This window comes from Citrobacter sp. Cf072, assembly GCF_030334485.1.
Taxonomy (GTDB): domain Bacteria; phylum Pseudomonadota; class Gammaproteobacteria; order Enterobacterales; family Enterobacteriaceae; genus Citrobacter; species Citrobacter freundii.
The window spans coordinates 93,883-111,608 of record NZ_JAOWDX010000044.1 but is presented as its reverse complement, the minus strand read 5'-3'; the positions used below and the strand labels follow the sequence as shown (position 1 = coordinate 111,608).

General features: G+C 52.6%; 14 protein-coding genes. 10 read left to right on the top strand and 4 right to left on the bottom strand.

All coding sequences use genetic code 11. The features are described 5' to 3' along the window. The first annotated feature begins 1 nt into the window (after position 1). The gene (modC, locus tag OGX66_RS09575; RefSeq protein WP_003837092.1) at positions 2-1,060 is read left to right on the top strand and encodes a molybdenum ABC transporter ATP-binding protein ModC; all 1,059 of its coding nucleotides are present in this window, start codon (positions 2-4) and stop codon (positions 1,058-1,060) included. Here the strand turns inward: modC and OGX66_RS09570 are convergent, their stop codons facing one another. Then, the gene (locus OGX66_RS09570) at positions 1,061-1,879 is read right to left on the bottom strand and encodes a pyridoxal phosphatase (protein ID WP_270921773.1); all 819 of its coding nucleotides are present in this window, start codon (positions 1,877-1,879) and stop codon (positions 1,061-1,063) included. A 165-nt stretch (positions 1,880-2,044) separates the two neighbouring features. On the opposite strand from OGX66_RS09570, the gene pgl reads away from it, so the two are divergent. After that, positions 2,045-3,040, top strand: a complete 996-nt coding sequence (gene pgl, locus OGX66_RS09565; RefSeq protein ID WP_003023041.1) for a 6-phosphogluconolactonase — start codon at positions 2,045-2,047, stop codon at positions 3,038-3,040. Positions 3,041-3,097: 57 nt separating this feature from the next. Here pgl and OGX66_RS09560 read toward each other — a convergent pair whose 3' ends face one another. Then, the gene (locus OGX66_RS09560) at positions 3,098-4,048 is read right to left on the bottom strand and encodes a LysR family transcriptional regulator (RefSeq protein WP_057063417.1); all 951 of its coding nucleotides are present in this window, start codon (positions 4,046-4,048) and stop codon (positions 3,098-3,100) included. 178 nt (positions 4,049-4,226) lie between these two features. Between OGX66_RS09560 and OGX66_RS09555 the strand changes: the two genes are divergently transcribed. From OGX66_RS09555 to OGX66_RS09545, 3 genes are all read left to right on the top strand, one after another. Then, positions 4,227-5,279, top strand: a complete 1,053-nt coding sequence (locus tag OGX66_RS09555) for a 4-oxalomesaconate tautomerase (RefSeq protein WP_270921774.1) — start codon at positions 4,227-4,229, stop codon at positions 5,277-5,279. A gap of 82 nt (positions 5,280-5,361) precedes the next feature. Continuing rightward, positions 5,362-6,795 (top strand): anion permease, encoded by a 1,434-nt coding sequence (locus OGX66_RS09550; RefSeq protein ID WP_270921775.1) that lies wholly within the window; start codon positions 5,362-5,364, stop codon positions 6,793-6,795. 188 nt (positions 6,796-6,983) lie between these two features. Further along, positions 6,984-9,245, top strand: a complete 2,262-nt coding sequence (locus tag OGX66_RS09545; RefSeq protein ID WP_088902586.1) for a hydratase — start codon at positions 6,984-6,986, stop codon at positions 9,243-9,245. A 52-nt stretch (positions 9,246-9,297) separates the two neighbouring features. Here the strand turns inward: OGX66_RS09545 and OGX66_RS09540 are convergent, their stop codons facing one another. Continuing rightward, entirely contained in the window at positions 9,298-10,581 is a 1,284-nt protein-coding gene (locus OGX66_RS09540) for a putative acyl-CoA thioester hydrolase (RefSeq protein ID WP_088903367.1), read from the bottom strand. 224 nt (positions 10,582-10,805) lie between these two features. Here OGX66_RS09540 and hutI point away from each other — a divergent pair, with 224 nt between their 5' ends. From hutI to hutH, 5 genes are all read left to right on the top strand, one after another. Next, positions 10,806-12,029, top strand: a complete 1,224-nt coding sequence (hutI, locus tag OGX66_RS09535; RefSeq protein ID WP_003023053.1) for an imidazolonepropionase — start codon at positions 10,806-10,808, stop codon at positions 12,027-12,029. Further along, entirely contained in the window at positions 12,026-12,967 is a 942-nt protein-coding gene (gene hutG, locus OGX66_RS09530) for a formimidoylglutamase (protein WP_094544819.1), read from the top strand. The genes hutI and hutG overlap by 4 nt, the downstream gene beginning before the upstream one ends. An 87-nt stretch (positions 12,968-13,054) precedes the next feature. Then, positions 13,055-13,774, top strand: coding sequence for a histidine utilization repressor (locus OGX66_RS09525; RefSeq protein ID WP_003837073.1), 720 nt, complete (start codon positions 13,055-13,057; stop codon positions 13,772-13,774). Between the two features lie 136 nt (positions 13,775-13,910). After that, positions 13,911-15,596, top strand: a complete 1,686-nt coding sequence (hutU, locus tag OGX66_RS09520; RefSeq protein WP_003837071.1) for a urocanate hydratase — start codon at positions 13,911-13,913, stop codon at positions 15,594-15,596. Between the two features lies 1 nt (position 15,597). Next, positions 15,598-17,118 carry a histidine ammonia-lyase gene (gene hutH, locus OGX66_RS09515; protein WP_088902527.1) on the top strand — a complete coding sequence of 507 codons (1,521 nt, stop codon included), beginning with the start codon at positions 15,598-15,600 and terminating at the stop codon, positions 17,116-17,118. Positions 17,119-17,213: 95 nt separating this feature from the next. On the opposite strand, the gene OGX66_RS09510 is transcribed toward hutH, so the two are convergent. Continuing rightward, on the bottom strand, positions 17,214-17,690 hold the full coding sequence (locus OGX66_RS09510; RefSeq protein WP_003845384.1) for a kinase inhibitor: 477 nt from the start codon (positions 17,688-17,690) through the stop codon (positions 17,214-17,216). Positions 17,691-17,726 lie beyond the last annotated feature (36 nt).

Genomic DNA, 17,726 nt, shown 5'->3' with positions numbered 1-17,726 from the left:
CATGCTTGAACTTAATTTCTCTCAGACGCTGGGGACGCATTGTCTGACGCTCAACGAAACGCTGCCAGCGAGCGGCATCACCGCTATTTTTGGCGTTTCCGGTGCGGGAAAAACCTCACTGATTAACGCCATCAGTGGTCTGACGCAGCCGCAGTCCGGGCGCATCGTGCTCAACGGTCGGGTCTTAAACGACGTCGAGAACGGTATCTGTTTAACGCCGGAAAAACGCCGGGTGGGCTATGTTTTCCAGGATGCGCGCCTGTTCCCGCACTATAAAGTGCGCGGCAACCTGCGTTACGGAATGGCGAAAAGCATGGCCGGACAGTTTGATAAGCTGGTGGCGTTGTTGGGCATTGAACCGCTGCTTGACCGTCTGCCAGGCGGTCTTTCTGGCGGTGAAAAGCAGCGTGTCGCCATCGGTCGGGCGCTGCTGACCGCGCCTGAGTTATTGCTGCTTGATGAGCCGTTAGCCTCTCTGGATATACCGCGTAAACGCGAACTGCTGCCTTATCTGCAACGCCTGGCGCGGGAAATTAATATTCCGATGCTGTACGTCAGCCACTCGCTTGATGAGATTTTGCACCTGGCAGATAAAGTGATGGTGCTGGAAAACGGGCAGGTCAAAGCGTTTGGTTCGTTGGAAGATGTCTGGGGCAGCAGCGTGATGCACCCCTGGCTGCCTAAGGAACAGCAAAGCAGTATTCTGAAAGTCAGCGTGCTGGAACATCATCCACACTACGCGATGACCGCGCTGGCGCTTGGCGATCAGCATCTATGGGTCAACAAGCTGGAGCAACCGCTGCAAACCGCGCTGCGTATTCGTATTCAGGCCTCTGATGTTTCACTGGTTCTGCAGCCGCCGCAACAGACCAGTATTCGTAATGTTCTCCGGGCAAAAGTCGCGCAATGCTATGACGATAACGGTCAGGTGGAAGTTCAGCTTGAGGTGGGCGGTAAGACGCTGTGGGCGAAGATCAGCCCATGGGCCAGGGATGAACTGGGTATCAAACCTGGCCTGTGGCTGTACGCGCAAATTAAGAGCGTATCGATTACCGCCTGATTACAGCAGGTGAGAGTAGATAAATTTCGCGATGCTGTCGGTGGTGTTATCACCAATCACGATGTTGGCGCGTGCTTTGACCGCGTCATCCGCGTTGCCCATCGCCACGCCAGTGCCTGCGGCTTCCAGCATGCTGATATCGTTAAAGTTATCGCCAAAGGCAATCACGTTTTCCATTGACCCGCCCTGTGCTTCTATCCACTGGGTCAAGCGTCGTCCTTTACTGTTGCCTTTACGGGCAATGTCGACCTGATCGTGCCAGGACCATTCACACTCCAGCCCCAGTTGTTGCTCGACATACCGGCCAAACTGCTGCAGTTTCGGAATATCTTCGTCGGTCAGAGCAAATTTCCAGACGGCGTTAACGTCATGCGCCGCCTGCGCCAGCGAAGGAACCTGGGTGAAGGTCGGGCGCTGTTCCGGCGGCAGCGTTTGTGCCCAGTTAGCAGTACGCACTACATGCCCGGTAGGGCGCTCATACAGCATGGCCTCATCCACATACATCAGCCCGTGGATCTGATGTTCATCCAGCATTTCGATCAGCTGTAATGCCTGGTCTACCGGAAGGGGATCGGATTCCAGCACCTTTTTTGCTTGATAATCATACAAATAGGTACCGTTACAGCAAATTGCAGGTGTATCCAGCGCCAGTGCCTGATAAAAAGGATGAATAGCAACGTGATGGCGACCTGTGACAATGATAAGTTGGTAGCCTGCTTCTCTGGCGCGCGCGAGCGCTTCGAGAGAGGATGGCAGCAAGGTTTTTTTCGGGGTCAAGAGGGTACCGTCTAAATCCAGGGCAATCACGCGTGCGGTCATAGGTTTATCCAGATTAAGGTTGAGAATTATGTCTGTTGGAATGGTACACCGAGACGGGAGCCGGACAAAATTCTGAGCCTTAATTAAGCATTCACCGTTAAAAGCGTCTACCTTAGGCGTGTGTCAGGCAATTGCAGCCACCTGCCAAAAAGCAAAGGAGTATTCATGAAGCAAACCGTTTATACCGCCAGCCCTGAAAGTCAGCAAATCCACGTCTGGAGCCTGAATCACGATGGTTCTCTGACGCTGACACAGGTGGTTGATGTGCCGGGTCAGGTACAGCCGATGGTCGTCAGCCCGGATAAGCGTTACCTCTATGTTGGCGTGCGCCCGGAGTTTCGCGTGTTGGCTTATCGTATTGCGCCTGATGACGGTGCGCTGACCTTCGCGGCAGAGTCTGCGCTGCCGGGTAGCCCGACGCATATTTCTACCGATCATCAGGGACGTTTCGTGTTTGTGGGTTCTTATAACGCTGGCAGCGTGAGCGTCACGCGTCTGGAAGATGGTCTGCCGGTGGAACTGGTTGACGTGGTTGAGGGTCTGGATGGTTGCCACTCAGCCAACATCTCTCCGGATAACCGTACTTTGTGGGTTCCGGCGTTGAAACAGGATCGTATCTGCCTGTTTGACGTAAGCGATGATGGCCATCTGGTCGCGCAGGAACCGGCTGAAGTGACTACCGTGGAAGGCGCGGGCCCGCGTCATATGGCGTTCCATCCGAATAAGCAATATGCCTACTGTGTGAACGAGCTGAACAGCTCTGTTGATGTCTGGGAGCTGAAAGATCCGTACGGCAAAATTGAGTGTGTGCAGACGCTGGATATGATGCCTGCAGATTTCGCTGATACCCGTTGGGCAGCAGATATTCATATCACACCTGATGGGCGTCATCTGTATGCCTGTGATCGCACCGCCAGCCTGATTACGGTCTTTAGCGTGTCTGAAGACGGTAGCGTGCTGACTAAAGAGGGTTTCCAGCCTACCGAAACTCAGCCGCGTGGTTTTAATATCGATCACAGCGGAAAATACCTGATTGCCGCCGGGCAAAAATCGCACCATATCGCGGTGTATAAGATTGCAGGCGAACAAGGACTGTTGACAGAGAATGGTCGTTACGCGGTAGGACAAGGCCCGATGTGGGTGGTGGTTAACGCGTACTAAAACGTCAGGTGTTACAAACGATCCGCAATCTTTTGAAGATTGCGGATTTTTTTATGTTCATTCAACAAGCGGTAAATTTTCATGACGTTCAGCAACGGATGTCCAAAGACAGTCTTTGTCATCTGCCCATAAATTAAGCAGAAGAGAGAAGAAACGTTCAGCGGGAGGTGAGAGAATAGCGTCTTTACGCCGAATAACTCCCAGCGTGCGTCTAATAACAGGCTCAACCAGTGGGATACCTGTCAGGGTGGGATGCGGCGTTTGCGGCATTGCTAACCCTGGTAACGCGGAAACGCCCAGTCCAGCTTCAACCAGACCCAGCGAAGTGGACAGATGACGAACCTCGTAAAACCAGTTCAACTTCCACGGTTTATCGGCCAAATGTTGTTCAATCAATAATCGGTTACCGCTTGAGGAGCGAACGCCTATCAATTTGTAATTCAGCAATTCCTGCCACTCCACCAACTGTTTATTGGCGAGTGGATGATCGCGCCGACAGGCCAGAACAAACGGTTCATTAACCAGTGGAGTGAACTCGATAGAGGAATTTGTGATGTTGTTCATATTTATTCCAAAATCAGCCTCATTGCAAAGTACGGATTCCATACAATTATTCGTACCTTGTTCAATAATTCGCACTTTGATATTGGGATACCGCTCATTAAATTTTCCTATTGCCAACGGCAAGAAATAGAAAACTGCGGTAGGAATACAGGATAATGTCACTATGCCATGATGATGAACATTCACATCGCTAATATTAAAAATAGTTTCATCTAATGCCCTGATTAATTCTCTGGCTTCAGGTAAAAGCATTTTTCCCGCTTTTGTTAATGTGACTTTGCGAGTTGTTCTTTCAAAGAGTTGAGTGTGTAAATACTCTTCCATCTTTTTAATTCTGCGTGTTAATGCAGGTTGCGTAATATTAAGTAACTTGGCGGCATTGTTAAAAGAATCGGACTCTGCCAGTGTGACAAACGCCTTCATGCTTGATAATTCGTGTTTCATTCTGACTCCGGACTAAATCGGGGAAGCCCCTGTCTAAGATGAAAGTGTTCAGTGTATCTGCAATTCATAACTTTTAATTAATAAAAATAAATCACTAATCACGAAAATGAAGTCATTAGTCACCCTAATCATGACATGCAACCATGTACATAGTGAAAATAATATCGAGAGCATAATCATGAAAAAAATACCTTGCGTTATGATGCGCGGAGGAACTTCAAGGGGCGCATTTTTATTAGCACAAGATCTACCACAAGAAGAAAAACTGCGTGATGAAGTATTGATTAAAATTATGGGTTCTGGCAATGCGCTGGAAATAGACGGCATTGGTGGTGGCAATCCGTTAACCAGCAAAGTAGCGATCATTAGTCGTTCAAACGACCCGAAAGCTGATATCGATTATTTATTTGCTCAGGTATTGGTGCATGAGCAACGGGTCGATACCACGCCGAACTGCGGCAATATGCTTTCCGCCGTTGGCGCGTTTGCTATCGAAAAGGGATTAATTAATGCCGCAACGCCGACCACCCGCGTTTGTATTCGCAATGTAAACACCAACACGTTTATCGAAGCTGATATACAGACACCAAACGGCGTTGTTGAGTATGAAGGAACAGCAAGAATTGACGGTGTCCCGGGAACATCGGCCCCGATTGCATTGACATTCCTGAATGCTGCAGGTTCTAAAACCGGGCATATTTTTCCAACGGGCCAACACATCGATTATATCAACTCCGTTCCCGTGACCTGTATGGATATGGCGACACCTGTCGTAATTATTCCTGCCGAATACCTGGGGAAAACGGGTTATGAATCCGCGCAAGATTTAGATGCAGACCGCGAATTATTGGCGCGCATCGAGTCTATTCGTTTACAGGCCGGTGAAGCTATGGGCCTGGGAAATGTCAGTAATAAGGTTATCCCTAAACCTATTCTCATCTCGGCACCTCAGCACGATGGCGCAATTAATGTTCGCTATTTTATGCCGCATTCTTGCCATAAAGCACTGGCAATTACCGGGGCGATAGCGATCGCCAGCAGTTGCGCCATTAACGGTACCGTTACGCGTCAGGTAACGGCAGGCGCGCATTACGGGAATATCACTATCGAACATCCAGGCGGCGCTCTTGATATTTATTTAACCAATGAAGGGGATGAGCCTGAAACTATCAGAGCTTCGGTTATTCGCACCGCCAGAAAAATATTCGCCGGTGATGTTTATCTTCCCTGACAGCATTGGCCACATGTTGCTGTGATTATGGAAAATCGAAAAACATTCTGTATTGCTTGTACAGATTATTCAGGACCCCAAAATGAACGTTAAATCATTATGGAAGCTAATATTAATATTGGCCATCCCTTGCATTATAGGACTTATGCCAGCACCGGCAGGATTAAGTGAACTGGCCTGGGTGCTATTTGGTATTTATCTCGCAGCCATTGTCGGGCTGGTGATCAAACCGTTTCCTGAACCGGTGGCATTATTGATTGCTGTTGCCGCTTCAATGGTGGTTGTCGGAAATTTAGGCAGCGGCGTACTTAAAACCAGCAGCGTGCTGAGTGGCTATGCTTCCGGTACGACATGGCTGGTGTTCTCCGCGTTTACTTTAAGCGCTGCTTTTGTGACGACGGGACTGGGCAAGCGAATTGCCTATATTCTGATTGGTAAAATAGGTAACACCACGCTTGGCCTGGGCTACGTGACCGTATTTCTTGACCTGGTATTAGCCCCGGCAACACCGTCAAATACTGCGCGTGCGGGAGGCATTGTCTTGCCCATCATCAATAGCGTGGCGGTGGCGTTAGGCTCTGAGCCGGACAAGAGCCCCCGCCGCGTCGGCCACTACCTGATGATGACGGTGTATATGGTCACTAAAACGACCAGCTATATGTTTTTTACTGCGATGGCAGGAAACATTCTGGCATTGAAGATGATCAACGATATCTGTCAGTTACAACTAAGCTGGGGAGGATGGGCTCTTGCAGCTGCTTTGCCTGGACTGGTTATGCTGTTGGTAACGCCTTTAGTCATCTATTTTATGTATCCACCTGAAATTAAAAAGGTTGATAACAAAACTATCGCCAAAGCCGGGCTTCAGGATTTAGGGCCAATGAAAGGGCGCGAAAAAATGCTGCTGGGCATTTTCGTCCTCGCGCTATTAGGATGGATCTTTAGTAAAACTCTCGGCGTTGATGAATCAACGGTTGCCATTGTAGTAATGGGTACGATGCTTTTGTTTGGCGTAGTCACCTGGGATGATGTGGTTAAAAATAAGGGCGGCTGGAATACCTTAATCTGGTACGGCGGTATTATCGGTTTGAGTTCGCTGTTATCGAAAGTGAAATTCTTCGATTGGTTAGCCGAACTCTTCAAGAATAACCTCGACTTTGGTAACCACGGCAACGTTGCGTTCTTTGTTATTCTCTTTTTGAGCATTATTGTTCGTTATTTCTTTGCCTCTGGCAGCGCCTATATTGTGGCAATGATGCCGGTATTTGCCATGCTGGCGAACGTTTCTGGTGCACCACTGATGTTAACTGCATTGGCATTACTCTTTTCTAACTCTTACGGCGGTATGGTTACCCATTATGGCGGCGCCGCGGGACCGGTTATTTTTGGCGTTGGATATAACGACATCAAATCGTGGTGGCTGGTCGGCGCAATGCTGACGTTCTTGACGTTCCTCGTCCATATTACGCTGGGTCTTTGGTGGTGGAATATGTTGATTGGCTGGAACATGCTCTAACTATACCCGTCATACTTCAAGTTGCATGTGCGTTGGCTGCGCTCGCTCACCCCAGTCACTTACTGGAGTAAGCTCTTGGGGATTCGCTCCCTTGCCGCCTTCCTGCAACTCGAATTATTTAGGGTATAAATTACATCGTTCATTGGTTGTCTGTGCTCTGGTTGGAGCACAGCAATGTGGAGTATCTAATGATTAAATTATATGAGAAAGGGATTTACCTCTCCGGTAATAATGAAATTATCGCTGAGGATGAGGTGTCTGAACCAATCTGTAAAGAAGATGCGAAAAAAGGAACTATCGCGTGGTCGATTCTCTCAGCGCATAATACGTCCGGTGACATGAATAAGCTAAAAATTAAGTTTGATTCATTAGCATCACACGATATTACCTTTGTCGGTATTATTCAGACCGCTAAAGCATCAGGAATGGAGCGCTTTCCTTTACCGTACGTTCTGACGAACTGCCATAACTCATTATGCGCGGTAGGGGGAACCATTAACGGTGACGATCATATGTTTGGTCTGTCTGCGGCACAGCGTTACGGCGGAATCTTTGTGCCGCCACATATTGCTGTCATCCATCAGTACATGCGTGAAATGATGGCCGGGGGCGGCAAAATGATCCTCGGCTCAGACAGCCACACGCGTTACGGCGCATTAGGCACGATGGCGGTAGGAGAAGGGGGCGGTGAGCTGGTCAAGCAGCTGTTAAACGATACCTGGGATATTGATTATCCTGGCGTTGTTGCCGTTTATCTGACCGGCAAGCCTGTTGCGGGCATCGGCCCGCAGGATGTGGCTTTGGCTATCATTGGCGCAGTGTTTAAAAATGGCTACGTCAAAAATAAGGTCATGGAGTTTGTCGGCCCTGGCATTCGCCATCTCTCAACGGATTTTCGCAACAGCGTTGATGTAATGACCACCGAAACCACCTGCCTGAGCTCTGTCTGGCAAACGGATGATGAAACTCGCAGTTGGCTGGCATTACATGGTCGCGAACAGGATTATCGCCCGCTCAACCCGCAGCCGATGGCCTGGTACGATGGGTGTATTCATGTTGATTTGAGTGCGGTTAAGCCGATGATTGCGCTGCCATTCCATCCAAGTAATGTCTATGAGATTGCTACACTCAATGAAAATCTGACGGATATTCTCCGGGAGATTGAAGTTGAATCTTCGCGAATCGCGCAAGGTAAAGCCAGCCTCTCGTTGTTGGATAAAGTGGAGAACGGACGCTTAAAAGTACAGCAGGGGATCATTGCTGGATGCTCGGGCGGCAACTTTGAAAACGTGATTGCTGCGGCGCAGGCATTACGTGGTCAATCCTGCGGTAATGATGCTTTCTCGCTGGCTGTCTACCCCTCGTCACAGCCGGTGTTTATGGATTTAGCGCAGAAAGGTGTCGTTGCGGATTTACTGGGAGCGGGGGCCGTCATCAGAACCGCATTCTGTGGTCCATGCTTTGGTGCGGGCGATACGCCAATCAACAATGCTCTTAGCATCCGCCATACCACGCGCAACTTCCCTAACCGTGAAGGCTCGAAACCGGGCAATGGTCAAATGTCAGCCGTTGCGCTGATGGATGCGCGATCAATTGCGGCTACGGCAGCAAATGGAGGATTCCTCACTGCCGCGACGGATCTGGACTGCTGGGAAGCTGTACCTGATTATGCGTTTAATCCTGCGCCATATAAGAGCCGCGTATACCAGGGGTTTGTTAAAGGGGCCACGCAACAGCCGCTCATTTACGGCCCGAATATTAAAGACTGGCCGGAACTGGGCGCGTTAACAGAAAATATTCTGCTGAAAGTGGCCTCAAAAATACTTGATGATGTGACAACGACGGATGAGCTTATCCCGTCCGGAGAAACCTCTTCGTATCGTTCCAATCCTTTGGGGCTGGCGGAATTTACCCTTTCCCGACGCGATCCCGGCTATGTTGGCAGAAGCAAGGCGGTCGCTGAACGGGAAAAACAACGTCAGGCGGGTGACGTTAGCGAACTGGCGTCCGTTTTCGCACGCATCCAGCAGATTACCGGTCAGGAAAACACGCGACCACTGGAGACTGAGATTGGCAGCATGATTTATGCCGTCAAGCCTGGTGATGGTTCTGCGCGCGAGCAGGCGGCAAGCTGTCAGCGAGTGATCGGTGGGCTGGCAAATATCGCCCAGGAATATGCCACCAAGCGTTACCGTTCCAATGTGATCAACTGGGGTATGTTACCGCTACAAATGGCTGAGAAACCCTCTTTTGAAGTCGGGGACTATATCTATATTCCCGGTATTCGCCGTGCGCTGGATGAGTGCAGTCGCGAGATAAAAGCGTACGTTCTTCATGCTGATGGCGCGATGAGTGAAATCAGCTTGTATATGGAAAGCCTGACCGCCGAGGAGCGTGAGATTATTAAAGCGGGGAGTTTGATTAACTTTAATAAATCGCGTTTGGTGTAACGCCATAAAAAAGGTCGCCAGCGTAAATATGGCGACCTTTTTTACTCTGGGATTACTGCTTCGGCTCGGCAACCACTTTGCTACCAATACCGCGGTTGTTGTATTCCCACATGCGGTTGAAGTTGGTGTCGTTCAGGTTGCGCTGGATTTCACCTTTGTCATCTTCCGCACCGGTATTACCGGCAAACGGGCGTTTTGCGATAACGCTGTCAGCCCATGGTTTTGCCATGTTAAAGCCTTCGTTAATCACGCTGTCACGGATAACGACCTGACCGTTAGTGTTGGAATCGACATCCAGCGATCGGCCTAACTGCGCCACGCCATCGCCGCTTGCCGTGAAGCGGCTATTAATCGCCAGGAAACCGTAGTAGATGTTTGACAGAGTAGCCGGTGCGAACACGTAACCTTCCTGCTGCGTACGGGAATTCACAACACGGAAATCGGTGTTCTCGAACACCACTGCGCCACGACCAGAAACGATATCCACATCACCTTCAATGTAGCTGTTGGTTACCAGCGTGCGAGGCTGACGATCGTTTTCCAGACGGTTTTGTACGCCGCTGTTGGTTACAAAGAACGTATTCTGACGACCCAGAATATTGACCTTGTTGATCTGCACTTTATCACCATCGGTACGCAGTGCAACGGCCGGGTGGTTGCCTGCATCAACGCTATCACCCAGGTTGTTTTCGATGGTCAGGTTCTGCAATTGCAGACCGTTGTTTTGCGACCAGACGACGGCAGAACACATCACACCAATATTTGTGCCACGTTTGTTCTGGCAATTATCAAACATATACCACGCAGGTTTACCCGGCATATATTTACCGCCTGGGTTCACCGTACGACGCCAGTCTGCGGTGCTCATGTCACCGTCAATGGCCTGGCCAATTTTTACATCCAGCGGTTTTTCGCCCATACCGTACAGCGTCAGGCTACCCGTTGCTGCCGGGATGTATACCGTGCCCTGATACTCGCCCGGCATAATCGCGATGTACTGACGTTTGTTCGTACGTTTGATGATTGCCGCATCCACCGCAGCCTGAATGCTGGTATGGGTTACGCCCTGAGTGCCTGCCGGGCCAACGACGAAGTCAGGTTGTGCAGGCAGAGAAATTGAAGAAGGGCTCCATGGCGCGGTGTTTGGCGTCAGCGCGGAAAAATAGTGCGCAGCAACGAAGTTTTTCGCTTCATTGGCCGACAAGATCGGGCGCGAAGAGGTACCTGGCGCGGTCTGAGCGGAAGGAATTTGATCGGGCGGCGTAGAGCTACAGGCGGTCAGCGTCACGCCAAAAGCCATTGCCAGCGCCAGACGGGAAACTGATGATATATTCACAGGTTGCTCCGGGCTTTGAAAGTTATCCATTAAAGCCTGCTTTTTTATACTAAGTTGAGCGAAACGGGAAGGCGAAAAGGTAAAAAGTTGTTTTTTATCGCAGCAATGTCTGGCGCGGAGAGTCTTTATATCACAAATAGATAACAATTATGGCTCTTCAGGTTGACAACATCCCTATAATCAAAAATAAATGTCTATACAACCTATGACAAGTGGTGAGTCGAATGCAGCAATTCTTCCCTGATGATGTTATCTGGCGCAATGTTCGTCTGGCGACTATGGATCCTGAACGTGGTACCCCATATGGGCTGGTGGATGGTCACGCGCTGATCGTCCGCCAGGGCAAGATTCGCGATATCGTCCCGGAATCATCGTTATATCTCACACATGACAATACTTTTGATATGCAGGGCCGGCTGATTACGCCTGGCCTGATTGATTGCCATACGCATCTCGTCTTTGGCGGAAACCGCGCAGGTGAATGGGAGCAGCGGTTAAATGGTGTCTCCTACCAGCAGATAAGCGCTCAGGGTGGGGGGATCAATGCCACCGTATCGGCGACCCGCAGCGCCACGGATGAACAACTCTTACACGTAGCTCATCAGCGGATGGAACAGCTGATCAAAGAAGGTGTTACGCTGTTGGAAATAAAATCCGGCTACGGCCTGGATTTGCCGACAGAAGAGAAAATATTGCGCGTGGTGGCAGCGCTGGCGGCAGAGAATATCGTTGAAATCAGCCCGACGCTGTTGGCTGCGCATGCGACGCCAACGGAATTCAGGGATGATCCTGACGGCTATATTACGCTGGTGTGCGAGACCATTTTGCCGCAGCTGTGGGAACAAGGGCTGTTTGAGACCGTTGATCTGTTCTGTGAAAGCGTTGGTTTTTCGTTGGCGCAGAGTGAGCGGGTGTTTCAGGCTGCGCAGGCGCTGGGCATCCCGATTAAAGGCCATGTCGAACAACTGTCATTGCTTGGCGGCGCACAGTTGGTAAGCCGCTACCACGGGCTATCCGCCGATCATATTGAATACCTCGATGAAGCAGGCGTGGCGGCAATGAGCCAAAGCGGTACGGTCGGCGTGCTGCTGCCCGGCGCATTCTATTTCCTCAAAGAGCAGCAGCGCCCACCGGTAGCGTTGCTGCGTCAATATCAGGTACCGATGGCGGTAGCGACAGATTTTAACCCCGGTACCAGCCCGTTTATCAGCCTGCACTGGGCGATGAATATGGCCTGCGTCCAGTTTGGCTTAACGCCGGAAGAAGCATGGGCGGGCGTAACCCGTCATGCGGCCCGGGCGCTGGGGCGTCACGCCACCCACGGTCAATTGAAGGCCGGGTTTGTGGCCGATTTTGTGGTGTGGGATGCCACACTTCCTGTTGAGATCCTGTATGAACCAGGACGCAACCCGCTCTACCAACGCGTATTCAAAGGACAAATAGCATGACTCACTGGCAACCTGCTTCACCTGCGCTATGGCAGGGACGTGATGACCGGGCCGAATCGCCGAATGCGCTGCGCCTGTTTCAGACTATCACCCAGAGCCCGACGTTTAGCCCAGAAATGTATCGCGAGCAGATAGCGTTGCTCGGGTTTGCCTGCGACGAAGGTGTTAAACGTAATCAGGGGCGCACGGGAGCTGCCGGAGCGCCCGATGTGCTGCGCAAGGCGCTGGCGAATTTAGCCAGCCACGATGGGCATCATCGACTGGTGGATCTGGGCAATATTGTGGCGCAGGCCCCCGATCTTGAAGGCGCGCAGCAGGCGCTACGCAATGCAGTACAGCGTTGTCAGCAGGAAAATATGCGCACCTTTGTTCTGGGGGGCGGACACGAAACCGCATATGCCCATGGCGCAGGTGTGCTGGACGCGTTCCCGCAGGCGAGAGTGGGGATAGTCAACTTCGATGCGCATCTCGATTTGCGCCATGCCGGGCAGGCTACATCCGGTACGCCGTTTCGCCAGCTGGCGCAGCTTTGCGATGAACAACAGCGTGAATTTCACTATGCCTGTATCGGCGTCAGCCGGGCGGCAAACACCCAAGCGCTTTGGGATGAGGCCCAGCGGCTCGGTGTGACCATAGTGGAGGATCTGCATTGTGATACGGCGCAGGCGCAGTTAGCGCAGTTCATTGCCAATCTGGATGTCATCTATCTGACAATCGACCTCGACGTGCTGCCGGTGTGGGAAATGCCCGGTGTGTCGGCCCCCGCCGCGCTTGGCGTACCGTTGGCGACGCTGCTGAGACTGATTGAGCCTCTGTGTCGTAGCGGTAAACTACAGGCGGTGGATATGGTTGAATTTAATCCACGCTTTGACGATGATGGCAGGGCGGCGCGGGTTGCGGCGCGATTAGGCTGGCAAATCGCCCACTGGTGGCACTGACATACCTGATGGCGTTGCGCTTATCAGGTTCGGGTAATGCCTGTAAACTGTACCCACTCACATTTTCAGCTTAAGGAAGGCTCACGCATGCTCCCATCCCGTTCTGCTCCGGCTCCTTTTTACGAAAAGGTCAAACAGGAGATCAGCGAAAAAATTGCCAGCGGTATCTGGCAGCCTCACGATCGCATTCCGTCTGAGGCAGAGCTGGTGGCGCAGTATGGTTTCAGCCGCATGACCATCAACCGGGCGCTGCGTGAGTTAACGGATGAAGGTTTACTGGTGCGTTTGCAGGGCGTGGGGACGTTTGTCGCCGAGCCAAAAGGTCAGTCCGCGCTGTTTGAAATTCGTAGCATCGCGGATGAAATTAACGCCCGTCAGCATCAGCACCGGTGCGAAGTGCTGACGCTGGAAAGAACCCGGGCAAACGCGCAGCAGGCTTTGGTATTAAACGTCAAAGAAGGCACCTCTATTTTTCACTCTGTCATGGTGCACTACGAGAACGATCTGCCGGTACAGATTGAAGATCGCTGCGTGAATGCCGAAATTGTGCCCGAGTATCTGGGGCAGGATTACAGCCAGACCACGCCGCACGCATACCTTTCACTGATAGCCCCCTTGACCGAAGGTGAGCATATCGTTGAAGCGGTACGCGCCAGCGCCGAAGAGTGCGCGCTGCTGAACATCAAAGAACACGATCCCTGCCTGCTGATCCGCCGCAAGACCTGGTCCGCGTCATCCATTGTCTCTCATGCCCGTTTGCTGTTCCCTGGTTCCCGCTATCGACTGCAAGGGCGGTTTATGTCCTGATACAGGAGATGAAAACCGTGATTGCTGACGCAATATAATAAAAATGTATCTTAATTGTTAAAATCATCCTTGCGGTGACTTGTATAGACAAGTATATGTTACTTATCTATCCGACGTTCGCGAGGAGTTTTCTGTCATGTCCCATAGCAAATATCGTCAGCAGGATATTCGTGCCCCACGCGGCACCACGTTAACGGCCAAAAGCTGGCTGACTGAAGCGCCGCTGCGCATGTTAATGAATAATCTGGATCCCGATGTGGCGGAAAATCCGCATGAGCTGGTGGTTTACGGCGGGATTGGCCGCGCCGCACGGGACTGGGAATGCTATGACGCCATCGTCAACGCGCTGACCAAACTGGAGACCGATGAGACGCTGCTGGTCCAGTCCGGAAAACCGGTAGGCGTATTCAAAACTCACGACAACGCACCGCGCGTGCTGATTGCCAACTCCAACCTGGTGCCACATTGGGCTACCTGGGAACATTTCAACGAACTGGACGCCAAAGGGTTGGCGATGTACGGCCAGATGACCGCCGGGAGCTGGATCTACATCGGCAGCCAGGGCATCGTGCAGGGGACTTATGAAACCTTCGTTGAGGCCGGGCGTCAGCATTATCAGGGTAACCTGAGCGGGCGCTGGGTATTGACCGCCGGACTGGGCGGTATGGGCGGGGCGCAGCCGTTAGCCGCTACGCTTGCGGGGGCGTGTTCGCTGAACATTGAATGCCAGCAAAGCCGAATCGATTTCCGTCTGCGTACCCGTTACGTGGACGAGCAGGCGACATCGCTTGACGATGCGCTGGCGCGTATCGACAAATACACTCGCGAGGGTAAAGCGGTCTCCATTGCGCTGTGTGCGAACGCCGCCGACGTTGTGCCGGAACTGGTGAAGCGCGGTGTGCGCCCGGATATGGTCACCGACCAGACCAGCGCCCACGATCCGCTGCATGGTTATCTGCCGTCTGGCTGGAGCTGGGAAGAGTATCAGGCAAAAGCGGTGTCCGATCCGCAGGGCACGGTGCAGGCGGCGAAACGTTCAATGGCAACGCACGTTGAGGCGATGCTGGCGTTTAGCAAAATGGGCGTGCCAACGTTTGATTACGGCAACAACATTCGCCAGATGGCCAAAGAGATGGGCGTGGAAAATGCCTTTGATTTCCCCGGCTTCGTACCTGCTTATATTCGACCGTTGTTCTGTCGCGGCATTGGCCCGTTCCGTTGGGTGGCGCTGTCCGGCGATCCGCAGGATATTTATAAAACAGATGCCAAAGTGAAAGAGATCGTGGCAGATGATAAGCACCTTCATCACTGGCTGGATATGGCGCGTGAGCGGATTAATTTCCAGGGTTTACCGGCGCGTATCTGCTGGGTCGGCCTGGAGTGGCGTCAGAAACTAGGGCTGGCGTTTAATGAAATGGTGCGCAGCGGTGAAGTATCCGCGCCGATTGTTATTGGCCGTGACCATCTGGACTCAGGTTCTGTTGCCAGCCCGAACCGCGAAACTGAAGCTATGCGCGACGGTTCAGACGCCGTATCCGACTGGCCGCTGCTGAACGCGCTGCTTAACACCGCCAGCGGCGCGACCTGGGTGTCGCTGCATCACGGTGGCGGGGTCGGTATGGGCTTCTCTCAGCATGCCGGGATGGTGATTGTTTGCGATGGCACCGATGAAGCCGCGGCGCGTATCGCCCGGGTCTTACATAACGATCCGGCGACCGGGGTGATGCGTCACGCCGACGCCGGATATGACATTGCGGTGGAATGCGCCGTCGAAGAAGGGCTGAATTTGCCGATGGTTGCCGCGACGCAGGAGAAACGCTGATATGAACACCATGACACTCACGCCGGGCCATCTGAGTTTTATCCAGCTACGTGAAATCTGGCAGCAGCCGGTCAAACTGAGTCTGGATGCCGGGGCGATCGATGCTATTAACGCCAGCGTCGCCTGCGTCAATAATATTGTCGATGAAGGCCGTACGGCGTATGGCATTAATACCGGCTTTGGCCTGCTGGCCCAGACCCGTATCGCCACGGAAGATTTGCAGAATTTGCAGCGTTCGCTGGTGCTTTCCCATGCGGCAGGTGTCGGCGAGGCGCTGGACGACGCGATGGTGCGTCTGATTATGGTGCTGAAAATCAACAGCCTGGCGCGCGGTTTTTCCGGTATTCGCCTGAGCGTGATTGAAGCGCTGATTGCGCTGGTGAATGCCGAGGTGTATCCGCTGATCCCGGCGAAAGGCTCCGTGGGGGCATCGGGTGACCTGGCGCCACTGGCGCATATGTCTTTGACGCTGTTGGGAGAAGGGAAGGCGCGCTGGCAGGGTGAATGGCTCCCGGCGACCGAAGCGCTGAAAAAGGCCGGGCTGGAGCCGATAACGCTGGAGGCAAAAGAAGGGCTGGCGTTGCTCAACGGCACCCAGGCTTCGACGGCCTTTGCGCTGCGTGGGCTAATTGAAGCTCAGGAACTGTTTGCGTCTGCAACGGTGTGCGGGGCGCTGACCACCGAAGCCGTGCTGGGTTCCCGTCGTCCGTTTGATGCCCGTATTCACGCCGCGCGAGGGCAGCGTGGGCAGATTGATGCCGCAACGCTGTATCGCCACGTATTGACCGACACCAGCGCGCTTTCGCAGTCGCATCATAACTGTGAGAAAGTGCAGGATCCGTATTCTCTGCGCTGTCAGCCACAGGTGATGGGGGCATGTCTGACGCAAATGCGCCAGGTGATGGATGTTCTGCTGGTGGAGGCCAATGCGGTTTCCGACAACCCGCTGGTATTTGCCGAAGAGGGGGATGTCATTTCTGGCGGCAACTTCCATGCTGAACCGGTGGCGATGGCAGCAGATAATCTGGCGCTGGCGATTGCGGAAATCGGCTCGTTATCGGAGCGACGCATTGCGTTAATGATGGATAAACACATGTCGCAACTGCCGCCGTTTTTGGTGAAAAACGGTGGGGTGAACTCCGGCTTTATGATTGCTCAAGTCACGGCTGCCGCGCTGGCGAGTGAGAACAAAGCGCTGGCGCATCCGCATAGCGTAGACAGTTTACCGACGTCCGCCAACCAGGAAGATCACGTATCTATGGCTCCGGCGGCGGGGCGCAGACTGTGGGAGATGGCAGCAAATACGCGCGGCGTGATTGCCGTAGAGTGGCTGGCGGCGTGTCAGGGGATTGACCTGCGCGAAGGGTTAACCTCAAGCCCGCTGCTGGAGCAGGCGCGCCAGGCTTTACGCGAGCAGGTTGCTCATTACACGCAGGATCGCTTTTTCGCCCCGGATATCGAGTGCGCGACCGAACTGTTAGCGCAAGGAACATTGCTGAAATTGCTGCCTGAATTTCTCTAGAGAATTGCCTGATGGCGACGCTGACGCGTCTTATCAGACTTACGGTCGGCTTTGTAGGCCGGATGAGGCTAAGTCGACATCCGGCATAACAGAACTTAGCTAAATATTGCGGTAACAGAAGCGCTGGCGAGCGAGTGGAAATGGACGTTAAATCCAACCATCGCGCCGCTGGCGTCCTCATCGACATCAATACGCTCCACATCCAGTGCGTGAACCGTAAAGATATAGCGGTGGTTTTCCCCCTTCGGCGGCGCAGCGCCACCATAACCGGCTTTACCAAAATCCGTGCGTGTTTGCAGCACGCCTTCCGGCAACGCAACCAGCCCCGAGCCGTAACCTTGTGGTAAAACTCGGGTATCTGCAGGCAGGTTAACCACCACCCAGTGCCACCAGCCGGAGCCGGTTGGCGCATCAGGATCGTAACAGGTCACGACAAAGCTTTTAGTCCCGGCGGGCACGTCATCCCATGCCAGGTGCGGGGAAATATTATCCCCGTCATATCCCATGCCGTTAAAGACGTGGCGATGAGGAAGCTTTTCGCCATCGCGCAGATCGTTACTGATTAGTTTCATGCTGACTCCTCTCGTTAGCCAAAAAGTGTAGCCAGA

Coding starts and splice junctions, on each gene's coding strand:
- modC (WP_003837092.1), top strand. CDS start 2: ATGCTTGAACTTAATTTCTCTCAGACGCTGGGGACGCATTGTCTGACG.
- OGX66_RS09570 (WP_270921773.1), bottom strand. CDS start 1,879: ATGACCGCACGCGTGATTGCCCTGGATTTAGACGGTACCCTCTTGACC.
- pgl (WP_003023041.1), top strand. CDS start 2,045: ATGAAGCAAACCGTTTATACCGCCAGCCCTGAAAGTCAGCAAATCCAC.
- OGX66_RS09560 (WP_057063417.1), bottom strand. CDS start 4,048: ATGAAACACGAATTATCAAGCATGAAGGCGTTTGTCACACTGGCAGAG.
- OGX66_RS09555 (WP_270921774.1), top strand. CDS start 4,227: ATGAAAAAAATACCTTGCGTTATGATGCGCGGAGGAACTTCAAGGGGC.
- OGX66_RS09550 (WP_270921775.1), top strand. CDS start 5,362: ATGAACGTTAAATCATTATGGAAGCTAATATTAATATTGGCCATCCCT.
- OGX66_RS09545 (WP_088902586.1), top strand. CDS start 6,984: ATGATTAAATTATATGAGAAAGGGATTTACCTCTCCGGTAATAATGAA.
- hutI (WP_003023053.1), top strand. CDS start 10,806: ATGCAGCAATTCTTCCCTGATGATGTTATCTGGCGCAATGTTCGTCTG.
- hutG (WP_094544819.1), top strand. CDS start 12,026: ATGACTCACTGGCAACCTGCTTCACCTGCGCTATGGCAGGGACGTGAT.
- OGX66_RS09525 (WP_003837073.1), top strand. CDS start 13,055: ATGCTCCCATCCCGTTCTGCTCCGGCTCCTTTTTACGAAAAGGTCAAA.
- hutU (WP_003837071.1), top strand. CDS start 13,911: ATGTCCCATAGCAAATATCGTCAGCAGGATATTCGTGCCCCACGCGGC.
- hutH (WP_088902527.1), top strand. CDS start 15,598: ATGAACACCATGACACTCACGCCGGGCCATCTGAGTTTTATCCAGCTA.
- OGX66_RS09510 (WP_003845384.1), bottom strand. CDS start 17,690: ATGAAACTAATCAGTAACGATCTGCGCGATGGCGAAAAGCTTCCTCAT.